This window comes from Kribbella sp. NPDC104740, from assembly GCF_055583505.1.
Genome location: NZ_JBVJNV010000001.1, coordinates 1167284 through 1179380 on the forward strand (window position 1 = coordinate 1167284; position 12097 = coordinate 1179380).

The following is a 12097-nucleotide window of genomic DNA, read 5'->3' on the forward strand; positions in this document are numbered from 1 at the left end:
GATGCAGCCGACGCGACGCAGTGTGGTGGCAGTCGTTGCTGCCCTCGTGCTGGGCGTCGGGGCTGTGGTGCTGGTCGTGTTCGCGTCGGCCGGCGGGAGCGTGCAGCCGGTGAGCGAGAGCACCCGTACCGCGGCGCCGCGGACGCCGCCGACGTTCAACAGCAGCCAGTCGGTGGTGGCACCGACGCCGAGCGGGCAGCCGACGCCGAAGGACATCAAGCCGATCGAGATGCCGGAGTGGCTCAAGGCGCTCTGGACGGCACTCGTGTACGCCGCCGGGGTGCTGCTGGTGCTCTTCCTGCTGCGGGTGGTCTACCGGATCCTGCGGAAGGTCGAGCTGCCGCACGGCGAGGACGACGACACCGACTGGGAGCGGGTGAAGGTGGACCGGCTTGCCGAGGCTGTGGAGTCGGGGCTGTCGGCTGTGGACTCCGGTACGGCGACCGACGCGGTGATCGCGTGCTGGGTCGCCCTGGAGGAGGCTGCCGCATCAGCTGGTGTCGCTCGGGAGCCGTCGGAGACGCCGGCGGAGTTCACCGTGCGGGTGCTTGGCGTTGGCGGGATCTCGGAGCCTGAGCTGCTGCGGCTTGCTCAGCTGTACCGGGAGGCCCGCTACTCGACGCACGGGTCGACGGAAGAGGCTCGTACGCAGGCGAGAGCGGCGCTGCTCAGCCTGCGCGAGGAGCTGGCGGCTGCGGTGGCGGCGCGATGAAGGAGAAGCTGCGGTCCTTCAACAGCGTGCTGCTGAGGCACCTGTTGATCTGCATCGTCGCCGCGCTGCTGGCGATCGCGGGGTTCGGGCTGGCTGGTACGGCGCCGCGCCCGATGTGGTTCGTCGGGCTGGCGTTGGCGATCGCCTTCGTCTCGGTGGCGCTCCGGTTGGTGTTCCCGCAGCTCGTCGAGACCACCTGGCCGTCGCGGTTCGACGAGAAGTGGGCCGAGCTACGCAGCCGCAGCAACGACAACCGGACCCAGTTCCTGGCCACCTGGGTGCAGGAGTCCGGACGCGAGCGCCGCGGCGGTGACGGGTCGCTGACGTTCGCCCGGCGGGTCCGGCCGCTGCTGCTGGAGCTGACCACCGACCGGCTGGTGCACCGGCACGGCATCGACCCGCAGCAGGAGCCCGACCGCGCCCGCGCGCTGGTCGGCGACCAGCTGTGGAACCTGATCACCGGGACCGGGCCGGGCACGGCGTCGTTCGCCGAGATCGAGCAGGCTGTCCAGACCATCGAGAAGCTGTGAGGAACCGTGACTGATCGGGAACTGAGCCCGGGCGACGTGTCGGAGCTGAGCCGGCGGGTGCTGGAGCGGGTCGGCGAGGCCGTGGTCGGCAAGGCCGAGGCGCTCGAGCTGGTGCTGGCCGGGGTCCTGGCCGGCGGGCACGTGCTGCTCGAGGACTACCCGGGCCTGGCCAAGACGCTGGCCGCGCGGTCGTTCGCACAGGCGCTCGGGCTGGAGTTCCGGCGCGTCCAGTTCACCCCGGACCTGCTGCCCTCCGACGTCACCGGCGCCTTCGTGTACGACCAGAAGAACGGCGAGTTCGTCTTCCGGCCCGGACCGATCTTCACCGGGCTGCTGCTCGCCGACGAGATCAACCGGACGCCGCCGAAGACCCAGGCCGCGCTGCTGGAGTCGATGCAGGAGCACCAGGTCACCGTCGAGGGCCAGACTTTCCCGCTGCCGGCGCCGTTCCACGTGCTGGCCACGGCGAACCCGGTCGAGTACGAGGGCACTTACCCGTTGCCGGAGGCCCAGCTCGACCGCTTCATGCTGCGGATCGGCTTCGGCTACCCCAGCGCCGACGAGGAGTGGCAGGTGCTCCAGCGCCGGATGGCACGGCGTCAGGAGGACCAGCACGTCGAGGCGGTCACCGACGCGGCCGGTCTGCTCGCCGCGCAGCGCGCTGTCGAGACGGTGACCGTCGACGACACCGTCGGCCGGTACTGCGTGGAGCTGGCCGCCGCTACCCGCCGGGACTCGCAGGTGCTCGTCGGTGCGTCACCGCGTGGCTCGCTGGCGCTGCTGCTGACCGCCAGGTCGTACGCCGTGATCCAGGGCCGCGACTACGTCGTACCGGAGGACGTGAAGGCTGTCGCGGTCGCTGCGCTGGCACACCGGATCACTGTGCGGCCGGAGCTGTGGCTGCACGAGGTGACCGGCGCGAGCGTCGTACGGGCTGTGCTGACGCAGGTGCCGGCGCCGCCGACCGTCGTGGGCGCCCGGCAGTGACCTGGCGGCCGACCCACGCGCAGGTCCGGGTGGTCTGCGTGGCCGCCGGGCTGCTGCTGGTCGCGGTCGTCGCGCGCAGGCCGGACCTGGCCGTGCTCGGGATGCCGCTGGGGTTCGTCGCGGTCTGGGGACGGTTCTTCCGGCCGCGGAGCGTTCCGCAGGTGGCGACCGAGCTGGACGCGGACGTGCTGTTCGAGGGGCAGGCGACGACGTACCGGGTGCTGGTGCCGGGTGCTGTCGACCCGGACATCGACCTGGTGGTTGCGGCGGTGCCGCGGACGCAGTGGTTCCGGTACGACCCGCCGCAGGCCGCGGTGGCCGAGTCGGCGGCCGACGGGACCGTTGAGGTCGAGGTCGGCGTACGGTCCGAGCGGTGGGGGCTGCGGCGGTTGGAGCGGCCGCGGGTGATCGCCACGTCGGACCTGGGGTCGTACCGGGTGCAGCTGCCGGATGCTGCGGCGCTGACCGTGACGACGCTGCCGCTCCGGGAGGGCTTCGAGGCAGTCGACGCCGTACCGCGGCCTGCTGGTCTGGTCGGGCTGCACCGGTCGCGGCGGCCGGGTGAAGGGACCGAGCTCTCGGGAGTCAGGCCGTTCCGGACCGGCGACCGGCTGCGGCGGATCAACTGGTCGGTGTCGGCGCGGACCCAGGAGCTGCACGTCACGTCGACCTGGTCCGACCGGGACACCGAGGTCGTCATCCTGCTGGACACCGGTGGCGACGTCGGGATCAGCGAGGGCATCGACGGGCGCTCCAGCAGCCTGGACACGGCTGTGCGCGCTGCCGCGTCGATCGCTGAGCACTACCTGCGGCACGGCGACCGGGTGCGCCTGGTCGACACCGGTACGGCGGTCGGCGGTGTGCGCGCGGGCAGCGGGCGGGCGCACTTGCGGCGGATCCTGGATGTGCTGGTGCACGCTGACCAGAAGGGCCGGCAGCAGGACGAGCAGGCGCTGGCTCGGCGGCACCGGATTCGTGCGGACAGCCTGGTGCTGGTGCTGAGCCCGCTGCTGCGGCCGGCTGTGCTCGGGGATGTGGTGACGCTGGTGCACTCCGGGTGCACGGTGATCGCTGTGGACACGCTGCCGGACGACGTGGCGGACGTGATCGACCTGGAGCAGCACGACTCGCAGGCGTGGCCGCTGGCCTGGCGGCTGCGGTTGCTGGAGCGGCGCCGCGAGCTGGACCGGCTGGGGGATCTGGGAGTGCCTACTGTGCGGTGGCGGGGCGCTGGGACGTTGGACGAGGTGCTGCGGGATGCAGCACGCGTCGCGTCGGCGCCGAGGATGCGCTCATGAGCTATGTCTTTGGCGTCGACTTCGTCGCCGCGGGTTTTGGGGCTTTCTCGCCCGGTCTTCCCTCGTCGGTCGGTCGCTGCGCTCCCTCCCTCCTCAGTCCAGACCGGGCGGCCCCAAAACCTTTGTGGTGCTCGTCGATTGTGGAGGGGGTCGGTTGTGAGCATCGCTGATCGGTTGACGCGCTGGCTCGGGGAGCTGCGGGCGTTCGGGCGCGGGCCTCTGGTTGCCCGGCTGCTGATCGCACTGGGTGGGTTGATCGCCCTGCTGGTCCCAGCGCTGCAGCCGTGGGACCAGATGGACGCGGTGTCGATCGCCGCGGGCGCCTTGCTGCTGGTCTGCTTGGTCCTGCCCGACTCAGCCGCCGCGCTGCTGTTCCTGCTCGTCGTACTGGTCGGCTGGTTGTTCAGAGCGCCAGTGGAGGTCGGCTGGTCGACGGTGGTCACCGCGCTCGGCCTCCTCCTGCTCCACCTGGCATCGGCGTACGCCGCGCAGCTGCCGTCGTACGCGAAGGTCGGACGCCGCTCGCTGCGCAGGTGGTTGCTGCCGACGAGCATCGCGGTGCTGCTCGCGCCGCTGGTCGCGATCGGCGCCTCCGTCGTCCGCGGCGCAGGTGTGCCCGGCTCGTTGATCGTCACCGTCGCAGCGCTCGCGGCCGCGACAGCGGCGGTTTGGTTCGCCTCCGGCCAGTCGGTGAACGACTAGAGGTTCTCCAGCAGGTCGGTGGCCCACGTGCAGGCGACCGGGTTCGGCCCGACGACCTGCATGGCGGCCATCACCGTCAGCAGCATGCCGGTGGCCATGAACTCGCGTGTCTCCTCCGGCGACGAGTCGGTCAGGTCGCGGACGAGCCGGTAGATCCCGCCGAAGCGCTCCCGCGACGCCTCGCCGATGGCCGGCTCCGCGCTCGCCGCGAAACCGTGCAGCAGGACCACGAGCAGCTCACGGCGTACGAGCAGCTGGTTGAACGCGTCGCCGAGCGACTCCAGGTCGGACTTGCGCTCGGCGGCCATCCGGAACGCCTGCTCGATCTCGTCGCAGACCCGCTCCAGCGTGGCCAGGAACAGCTGCTGCTTGGTGCCGAACAGGCGGATCACGTAGGGCTGCGAGACGCCGGCCAGCCGGGCGATCTCGTCGGTCTTCGTCCCGGCGTACCCGGACTCGCCGAAGGCCGTGATGGCGGCCTGCAGCACCTCTTCGCCGCGCTCGGCCGCGGTCAGCCTGGTTCTGGTCATCGGGTCCTCCACTCGTCGCTTGACATGTTATCAGTCAATGCATACCTTCCTTGTTATCAGTCGATAACAACAAAGGATGCGCGCTATGACATCGACCGTCCTCGATCCCGGGGTCCGCACCGCCCGACCGCTCGGCGCGGTGCTCGCCGTGGTCGGCATTCCCGTCTTCATGGTCACGCTCGACAACCTCGTGGTGACCACCGCGCTGCCGGTGATCAAGCAGGATCTGGGCGCCTCGCTGACCGACCTGCAGTGGTTCGTGAACGCCTACACGCTGTCCTTCGCGGCGCTGCTGCTGACCGCCTCGGCGATCGGCGACCGGCTCGGCCGGCGCCGGATCTTCCTGGCCGGGCTGGCGCTGTTCACGTTCGCGTCGGCGGCCTGCGCGCTGGCGACCGAGCCGTGGATGCTGATCGGCGCCCGCGCGATCCAGGGCGTCGGTGCGGCCGCGGTGATGCCGCTGTCGCTGACGCTGCTGTCGGCCGCCGTACCGGAGAGGATGCGCAGTGCCGCGATCGGGATCTGGGGTGGCATCTCCGGGCTCGGCGTCGCGGTCGGGCCGGTGGTCGGCGGCGCGGTCGTCGACGGGCTGAACTGGCAGTGGATCTTCTGGCTGAACGTCCCGATCGGCGTGCTCGCGCTGCCGTTCGTCGCCCGTGTCCTGACCGAGTCGTACGGCGGCAGCCGGCGCTTCGACGTGGCCGGGCTGGTGCTCTCGGCGGCCGGTCTGCTCGGCGTCGTGTGGGGTGTCGTCCACGGTGCTGACGACGGCTGGACGTCCGGACCGGTGCTCGGCGCGCTGGTCGGTGGCGTCGCGCTCCTGATCGCGTTCGTGGTCTGGGAGAGCCGGACGCCGGCGCCGATGCTGCCGCTGCGGCTGTTCCGGATCCGCGCGATCAGCGTCGTCAACACGACGTCGTTCACCTTCTCGCTGGGCGTGTTCGGCGCGGTGTTCCTGCTCGCGCAGTTCTTCCAGGTCGTGCAGGGCTACTCGCCGCTCGACTCCGGGCTGCGGACGCTGCCCTGGACCGCCGCGCCGATGGTGGTCGCACCGATCGCCGGACTGATCGTCGACCGGGTCGGGGCGCGAGTGCTGATCGCCGGCGGACAGGCGCTGCTCGCGGTGGCGCTGGGCTGGATGGCTGTGGTCACCACGGTCGACGTCACCTACAGCGCGTACGTCGTACCGTTCGTGCTGGCCGGCGTCGGGATGGGCCTGACCTTCGCGCCGACCGCGAGCGTGGTGATGGGCGCCGCGGCCGAGAACGACCGGGGCGTCGCGTCGGGGACCAACAACACGGTTCGCGAGGTCGGCGTCGCGATGGGCGTCGCAGTGCTCGCCTCGGTCTTCGCCTCCGCCGGCGGCTACGAGTCACCCGCCCGGTACGTCGACGGGCTGGTCCCCGCGGTCTGGGTGGGGGCCGCGGTGGTCGCGGTCGGCGCGTTCGTCGCCCTGCTGATCCCGGGGCCGGTCAAGAACCGCTGAGTGTCCCCGGCGTACGGCAGGATGGTCCCCTCGATGTCGGGGACCATCCTGTTGTCTTGTTGGGGGAGTTGGACGTGCTGAACGCCGACGACGTACGCCGGGTCGCGCTGTCGCTGCCGGAGACCGTGGAGAAGCAGCGGTGGAACCACCCGACGTTCGACGTCGCCGGGCGGATGTTCCTGACCGTGCCGGACGACCAGACCTCGTTCGCGGTCCGCTGCCCACGGCTGGAGCGCGACGAGCTGATCGCGGCCGAGCCGGACAAGTTCTGGGTCCCGCCGCACGAGGCCGGCTCGGCGTGGGTCCGCGCGCGGCTAGGCGCCCTCGAAGGTGCGGACGAGCTCTACGACATCGTGCTCGACTCCTGGCGCCAAACCGCGCCGGCAGGACTCGAGCCCTAGTCCTCCTCGGCTTTGAAGCGCGACTCCTTGAACCACAGCGAGCGGTCGACCCGGCGTTCCAGCTCCGCGACGACCTTCTGGCCGCCGCGGTAGAGGTCGCCGGACACCAGGATCACGCACCCGCCCGTCCCGAACACCACCGTGGTCCCGTCGCCGGCCCGCATCACGCCGGCGACTTCGTCCCACCGCACGCGGTGCACGCCGTCCTCCTCGCGGACCGCCAGCTCGTCCGGCGTCACCACGAGCGCCGTCTCCCGCGCCTCCCGCACGAACAGCCGCGCCATCCGCGGCGGCCGGAACTCCTCACCAGCAGGCAGCTCCTCGCCGACCGGGCACAGCGACACCTCGGTGAACCCGTGCTTGGTCCACTGCTCGACCGCGTGCTCCGCCGCGTACCCGATGGCCGTCGGCAGCGCCGCACGCAGTACGGCGGCCAGGTCGTCCGGCCGGACCGCCCGCACCTGCTCCGGGTCGAGCGGCTCGGCCGCGGGCTCGCCGAACAGCTCCCGGCGCAGCACGTTGAACTCGGCGCCCAGCTCGGCGTCGGTGGTCGCGCGCTCCTCCTCGAAGCGGGCCAGCGCCAGCTGCAGCTCCTCCTCGGACGGGCCGTTGGCGGCCAGGCCGGTGAGGGACTCGACGACGGCCTGGGCCACCTCCTGCTCGGCGCCTTCGCGGGCTTCGGCGTACAGGACCCAGTCGGTCGTGCCGTCCGGCTGCGGCACCGAGTCGTGGTCGACCACGTAACTGTGGCCTCCGCCGTGCCGGGCGCTCTCCTCGATGCGCTGCTGCAGCACGTCGGTCGCCAGTGCGGCGGTCCGGGCCGCGTCGCTGTTGGGCAGCGACAGCAGCACGGCGGCACCGGGGATGCCGATGCCGACGACCGCCGGGCCGGCGAACTGCCTGGCGGGGTAGTGCTGGTGCTGAGGTCGGCTGCCGGCGGGCAGGGGGAGCTCGAGGTCAGCAGGGATCGGTCCGGTGATCTGCAGGACCGCGTTGTCGGCGGTGAACCACCGCCGGGCGAAGGCGTTCACCTGGTCGGCTGTGAGGCCGTCCGGACCAGGCCCGTCCAGCCAGTCGAGCCCAGCGCCGCGGGCGCCGTACCGGACGAAGTAGAGGAGAGCAGCCATCGGGTGTGTGACCCAGCTGTCCTCAGCAGCCAGTACGCCGGCCTCTACCTCCAGCCGCTCGACCGGCGGGTTGGCCAGGGCCGCGCAGACGCCGGTCAGGAACTCGCCGACGCGTTCCGGCGTACCGGAGGCGACGAAGCTGGTGACCGTGGTGGTGACGGTCGCGTCGATCTGGATCGGCAGCCGGCGGACCGTGCTCATCACCAGGTGCTCCAGCGCGTGCGCGACGCCGACCGTCGGCAGCGTCTCGTCGCGAGCGCCCACGGCGAAGGTCAGCGTGGCGTCGGTGGTGGTCTGCTGCTCGCGGTGGTGCAGCAGCCGGACTCCGTCGAGGTACTGCGGCATTCGGCCCTCCTGGACTGTCGGTGCCTGAGGTTACCCACAGGCCTGCGGTAAATGACGGAGTCGCCGGTCGTGCGGCAGGTAGGGTCGGAGCCGTGACGGACGCGACCACACCGAACAGCCCGATCGACCAGGTCTCCGAGCGGTTCCTCGAGCAGTACCTCGAGCTGATGCCGACCGCGGCGACCTTCATGGGGGTCGAGGGGCACGACCACGAACTGCCCGACTACTCGCCGAACGGGTTCGACGGCCTGCTCGAGCTGCACCGGCGGGCGCTCGCCGAGGCGCGTGCTCTGCAGCCCGGCAGCCCGCGCGAGGAGGTCGCGCAGGACGCCTTCGTGGAACGGCTCGGGCTCGAGGTGGAGAACCTCGAGGCCGGCGTACCGCAGTCGCAGCTGAACGCGCTGACCTCGATCCCGGCCGAGATCCGGCAGGTGTTCGACCTGATGCCGACCGCCTCGGCCGAGGACTGGGAGCGGATCGCGATCCGGCTCAACCAGGTCGGGACGACGCTCGACGGGTTCCGCGAGACCGTGCTCGACCAGGCCGGCCAGGGCCGGGTGTCCGCCGTACGGCAGCTGAACGACCTGGCCACCCGGATCGCCAGCTGGACCGGCGCCGAGAGTGACGACTTCTTCGCCGGGCTGGCCGCGCGGGCGCCCGAGGGCGCGGTCAAGGCATCGGTCGAGGCCGCCGCCGGGTCGGCGCGCAAGGCCTACGACGAGTTCGGCCAGTGGCTGACCGCCGAGGTGGTCCCGCAGGGCCGGGCCCGGGACGCGGTCGGCCGGGACATCTACGAGCTTGCCTCGCGCAACTTCCTCGGTGCGGCCGTCGACCTCGACGAGACCTACGCCTGGGGCTGGCAGGAGCTGGCCCGGATCGACGCCGAGATGCAGACCATCGCCGCGTCGCTGAACGGTGGCGACAAGAGCATCGCCGCGGCCGCCGAGCTGCTCGACAACGACCCGGCCCGCCAGATCCACGGCAAGGAAGCCTTCCGGGACTGGATGCAGCAGCTCGCCGACGCCGCCGTCGCCGAGCTCGGCGGCGAGCACTTCGACATCCCCGAGCAGATCCGGCGGATCGAGTGCATGATCGCGCCGACCTCCGACGGGTCGATCTACTACACCGCCCCGAGCGAGGACCTGACCACCCGGCCCGGCCGGATGTGGTGGGCGGTCCCGGCCGGTATCGAGGACTTCGCCACCTGGCGCGAGGTGACGACGGTCTACCACGAAGGCGTCCCCGGGCATCACCTGCAGGTCGCGCAGACGATGCTGCGCGGCGAGACGCTGAACCGCTGGCAGCGGATCGGCTGCTGGGTCTCCGGTCACGGCGAAGGCTGGGCCCTGTACGCCGAGCGGCTGATGGAAGAGCTGGGATACCTGGAGGAGCCGGGCGCCCGGCTCGGCATGCTGGACGCGCAGGGGTTCCGCGCGGCGCGGGTGATCGTGGACATCGGGATGCATCTGGAGCTGGAGATCCCGCGCGACAACCCGCTCGGGTTCCGGCCCGGCGAGCGCTGGAACGCCGAGCTCGGGTTCGAGTTCCTGCGCGCGTACTCGCGGATGGAGACCGAGTTCCTGCGCTCGGAGCTGAACCGGTACCTCGGCTGGCCGGGGCAGGCGCCGTCGTACAAGGTCGGTGAGCGGATCTGGCTGCAGGCCCGCGAGGAGGTGCGGGCGCGGCGAGGTGCCGCGTTCGACCTGCGTGCCTTCCACCGGGAAGCGCTGGACCTGGGCTCGATCGGCCTCGACCCGCTGCGCCGCGCGCTCGCCCGCCTGTGAACGGGCACACGGGGGAGCGTCCGCGCTTCGTGCTGGCGTCGCAGTCGCCGGCTCGCCTCAAGACGCTGCGCAACGCGGGAGTCGAGCCTGAAGTCATCGTCTCCGGTGTCGACGAGGACAACGTCACCGCGGAGAGCCCTGGCGAGCTGGCGCGGTTGCTGGCGTGTTTGAAGGCCCGAGCGGTCGTCGCGACCCTCGACGACCACGCGACGGTCCTCGGCTGCGACTCCGTCCTGGAGATCGACGGCGTCGCGTACGGCAAGCCCGGTACGCCGGAGATCGCCCGCGAACGCCTCCGGATGATGCGCGGCCGGTCCGGCGTACTGCACACCGGGCACTGCCTCTTCGACACCAACAGCAAGCAGGAGCTCCGCGAGCTGGCCTCCACAGTCGTGCAGTTCGCCGACCTCACCGACGAAGAGATCGACGCGTACGTCGCCACCGGCGAACCGCTCGTCGTCGCCGGTTCCTTCACCGTCGACGGCTTCGGCGGCCCCTTCGTGACCGCCATCGAAGGCGACTACCACAACGTCGTCGGCCTCTCCCTGCCGCTGCTCCGCCGCATGCTCACCGAGGTCGGCATCCCGTGGCCGTCCCTGTGGCAGGACCCCCACTTCGCGTACGACGAAGCCGAAGCCGCCATCTACGACGAAACCCGAGGCGGCGAACCCCGAGCGCGAGCGGCCGCGGAAGCAGTCCACCGCTTGATTCCCTCAGGTACTGGACGGGTGCTGGAGCTGGCTGTCGGCACCGGGATCGTCGGCGCGGAGCTTGTTGCCTTGGGCAATCTCGTGCACGGTGTCGACCTGTCGCCCGCGATGCTCAAGCATGCGAAGTACCGCCTCCCCGGGCACGTGGCGGCGGCTGATGTCGCGCGGCTGCCGGTCGCCGATCGCCGGTGCGACGCGGTGGTGGCGATCTGGCTGCTGCACCTGCTCGACGACACCGAGGGCGTGATCGCCGAGGTCGCCCGCGTCCTGCGGCCCGGCGGGGTCTTCATCACCACCACCGAGAAGTCCGAAGCCAGCCGCTACGCCGCCGGGCGTTCACCGAATGACACCCGCTCCGGCGACGCCCTCTCCCACCTGGTCACCCGCGGCGCCGAGCACGGCCTCGTCCTCGACGGCGCGACCACGTTCGAAGGCCCACTCCGCGGCGGCCCCGGCATCCCGGTCTACCCGCTGGTGCGCTTCCGCAAGAGCTAGCTGCAGACGTGCCCGACGGCGCCGCTGAAAGCCTGCGTGTGCAGGCGATCCAGCCGGTGCGCGAAGCCGGTGGTGATGCTGCTGGTGGTCAACTCCACCACGCAGCGCACCCCGGCGTGCCGGACGTACGTCGTACTGCGTAACGCCTGCAGCAGCTCGGTGGTCAGCTTGTCGAGCGTCGCCCGGATCTCCTCAAGGTCCGGGCGCTTCGTCGGCGCTTCAGCCGGATGCGCGGTCCAGCGCGCGAACAAGCCGCGCTGGACGACCTTGCTCGCCTCGATCTGGTCGCGGAAGAAGGTCGCCGTCTCCTCGGGGTCGATCCCGAGCTGCACCGCCGAGGCACGGGCCTGGTCGAGCACGACCTGCTCGCGGGCCGGGTCGTCGATCGGCTTACCGGTCCCGAACTTCGAGGCGGCCACGAGATCACCGACCTCGATCCGCTGCGCCACCAGGTCAATCAGTTGCCCAAGGCCCGTTGTCCGCGCAGACACCCGCTCCGCAGCAGCCGAAGCCGGCGCGCCCGGCGCCGCAGCAGCTGAAGCCGGTGCGGCGACCATCCCGCCCAGCAGCATCCCGGCCGAAACCACCCCAGCAAGCCGCTTCACTCGATCCCCGCCTTCGCGTCCAGCAGCTGCAGCAACTCGTGCGCGGCCAGCTCGACCTTCTTGTGCCGCCACTCCGCCGCCCGGTACACGCACGCGATCAGCCCGGTCCGGTGGATGCGCCGGAAATCGCCGTACACGAACGCGTGCCGTGCCTTCGTCTCCTCGTTCGCGCCGTCGGTGAGGCCGAGGTGCCAGGCGCCGTACTCGTCCCAGCCGTGCTTGGCCAGGTAGTCGTTCTGGGCCTCGGCGTCTGGTTGCACCGAGCCCCAATCGCTGTCCAGCACGTACTGCCGACCCTCGATCAGCTTCCGCGCGTACTCGACCGCCGCCGGGTTCACCTCGTACTTGGCCATGGGCCCAGTGTTGACGGACGCGCGCCGACGCG

Annotated in this window: 13 protein-coding genes; 9 read left to right on the top strand and 4 right to left on the bottom strand. The window is 71.3% G+C overall.

Translation table 11 applies throughout. The features are described from left to right. The first annotated feature begins 1 nt into the window (after nt 1). From ACZ6Z4_RS05500 to ACZ6Z4_RS05520, 5 genes are all read left to right on the top strand, one after another. Nucleotides 2-712, top strand: a complete 711-nt coding sequence (locus tag ACZ6Z4_RS05500; protein ID WP_465558442.1) for a DUF4129 domain-containing protein — start codon at nt 2-4, stop codon at nt 710-712. Then, entirely contained in the window at nt 709-1242 is a 534-nt protein-coding gene (locus ACZ6Z4_RS05505) for a hypothetical protein (protein ID WP_465558444.1), read from the top strand. The genes ACZ6Z4_RS05500 and ACZ6Z4_RS05505 overlap by 4 nt, the downstream gene beginning before the upstream one ends. Before the next feature lie 6 nt (nt 1243-1248). Beyond that, nucleotides 1249-2229, top strand: a complete 981-nt coding sequence (locus ACZ6Z4_RS05510) for an AAA family ATPase (RefSeq protein WP_465558446.1) — start codon at nt 1249-1251, stop codon at nt 2227-2229. Continuing rightward, nucleotides 2226-3527, top strand: a complete 1302-nt coding sequence (locus ACZ6Z4_RS05515; RefSeq protein WP_465558448.1) for a DUF58 domain-containing protein — start codon at nt 2226-2228, stop codon at nt 3525-3527. Before ACZ6Z4_RS05510 ends, ACZ6Z4_RS05515 begins: the two co-directional genes overlap by 4 nt. A gap of 156 nt (nt 3528-3683) precedes the next feature. Beyond that, on the top strand, nt 3684-4229 hold the full coding sequence (locus tag ACZ6Z4_RS05520; RefSeq protein ID WP_465558450.1) for a hypothetical protein: 546 nt from the start codon (nt 3684-3686) through the stop codon (nt 4227-4229). Here the strand turns inward: ACZ6Z4_RS05520 and ACZ6Z4_RS05525 are convergent. Next, entirely contained in the window at nt 4226-4759 is a 534-nt protein-coding gene (locus ACZ6Z4_RS05525; protein WP_465558452.1) for a TetR/AcrR family transcriptional regulator, read from the bottom strand. The genes ACZ6Z4_RS05520 and ACZ6Z4_RS05525 overlap by 4 nt on opposite strands. Nucleotides 4760-4844: 85 nt before the next feature. On the opposite strand from ACZ6Z4_RS05525, the gene ACZ6Z4_RS05530 reads away from it, so the two are divergent. Then, a complete protein-coding gene (locus ACZ6Z4_RS05530) occupies nt 4845-6245 on the top strand; it encodes an MFS transporter (protein ID WP_465558454.1) in 1401 nt (466 codons plus the stop codon). 56 nt (nt 6246-6301) lie between these two features. Then, complete coding sequence (locus tag ACZ6Z4_RS05535; protein ID WP_465558456.1) at nt 6302-6646, top strand: MmcQ/YjbR family DNA-binding protein; 345 nt, start codon at nt 6302-6304, stop codon at nt 6644-6646. On the opposite strand, the gene ACZ6Z4_RS05540 is transcribed toward ACZ6Z4_RS05535, so the two are convergent. Further along, nucleotides 6643-8118 (bottom strand): insulinase family protein, encoded by a 1476-nt coding sequence (locus ACZ6Z4_RS05540; RefSeq protein ID WP_465558458.1) that lies wholly within the window; start codon nt 8116-8118, stop codon nt 6643-6645. The two genes, ACZ6Z4_RS05535 and ACZ6Z4_RS05540, sit on opposite strands and share 4 nt — an antisense overlap. 92 nt (nt 8119-8210) lie before the next feature. Here ACZ6Z4_RS05540 and ACZ6Z4_RS05545 point away from each other — a divergent pair, with 92 nt between their 5' ends. Both ACZ6Z4_RS05545 and ACZ6Z4_RS05550 read left to right on the top strand, forming a co-directional pair. Continuing rightward, nucleotides 8211-9902 (top strand): DUF885 domain-containing protein, encoded by a 1692-nt coding sequence (locus ACZ6Z4_RS05545; protein WP_465558460.1) that lies wholly within the window; start codon nt 8211-8213, stop codon nt 9900-9902. Further along, a complete protein-coding gene (locus ACZ6Z4_RS05550; RefSeq protein WP_465558462.1) occupies nt 9899-11107 on the top strand; it encodes a Maf family nucleotide pyrophosphatase in 1209 nt (402 codons plus the stop codon). The genes ACZ6Z4_RS05545 and ACZ6Z4_RS05550 overlap by 4 nt, the downstream gene beginning before the upstream one ends. Here the strand turns inward: ACZ6Z4_RS05550 and ACZ6Z4_RS05555 are convergent. After that, nucleotides 11104-11679: a chorismate mutase gene (locus ACZ6Z4_RS05555; RefSeq protein ID WP_465560582.1), complete on the bottom strand. Its 576-nt coding sequence runs from the start codon at nt 11677-11679 to the stop codon at nt 11104-11106. The genes ACZ6Z4_RS05550 and ACZ6Z4_RS05555 overlap by 4 nt on opposite strands. Nucleotides 11680-11708: 29 nt before the next feature. Further along, complete coding sequence (locus ACZ6Z4_RS05560) at nt 11709-12065, bottom strand: hypothetical protein (protein ID WP_363666247.1); 357 nt, start codon at nt 12063-12065, stop codon at nt 11709-11711. Between the last annotated feature and the right edge of the window lie 32 nt (nt 12066-12097).

What these genes read in the sequence shown, in the direction of transcription:
- ACZ6Z4_RS05530 (WP_465558454.1), top strand. Translation starts at nt 4,845, where the DNA reads ATGACATCGACCGTCCTCGATCCCGGGGTCCGCACCGCCCGACCGCTC.
- ACZ6Z4_RS05560 (WP_363666247.1), bottom strand. Translation starts at nt 12,065, where the DNA reads ATGGCCAAGTACGAGGTGAACCCGGCGGCGGTCGAGTACGCGCGGAAG.
- ACZ6Z4_RS05500 (WP_465558442.1), top strand. Translation starts at nt 2, where the DNA reads ATGCAGCCGACGCGACGCAGTGTGGTGGCAGTCGTTGCTGCCCTCGTG.
- ACZ6Z4_RS05525 (WP_465558452.1), bottom strand. Translation starts at nt 4,759, where the DNA reads ATGACCAGAACCAGGCTGACCGCGGCCGAGCGCGGCGAAGAGGTGCTG.
- ACZ6Z4_RS05505 (WP_465558444.1), top strand. Translation starts at nt 709, where the DNA reads ATGAAGGAGAAGCTGCGGTCCTTCAACAGCGTGCTGCTGAGGCACCTG.
- ACZ6Z4_RS05555 (WP_465560582.1), bottom strand. Translation starts at nt 11,679, where the DNA reads ATGCTGCTGGGCGGGATGGTCGCCGCACCGGCTTCAGCTGCTGCGGCG.
- ACZ6Z4_RS05540 (WP_465558458.1), bottom strand. Translation starts at nt 8,118, where the DNA reads ATGCCGCAGTACCTCGACGGAGTCCGGCTGCTGCACCACCGCGAGCAG.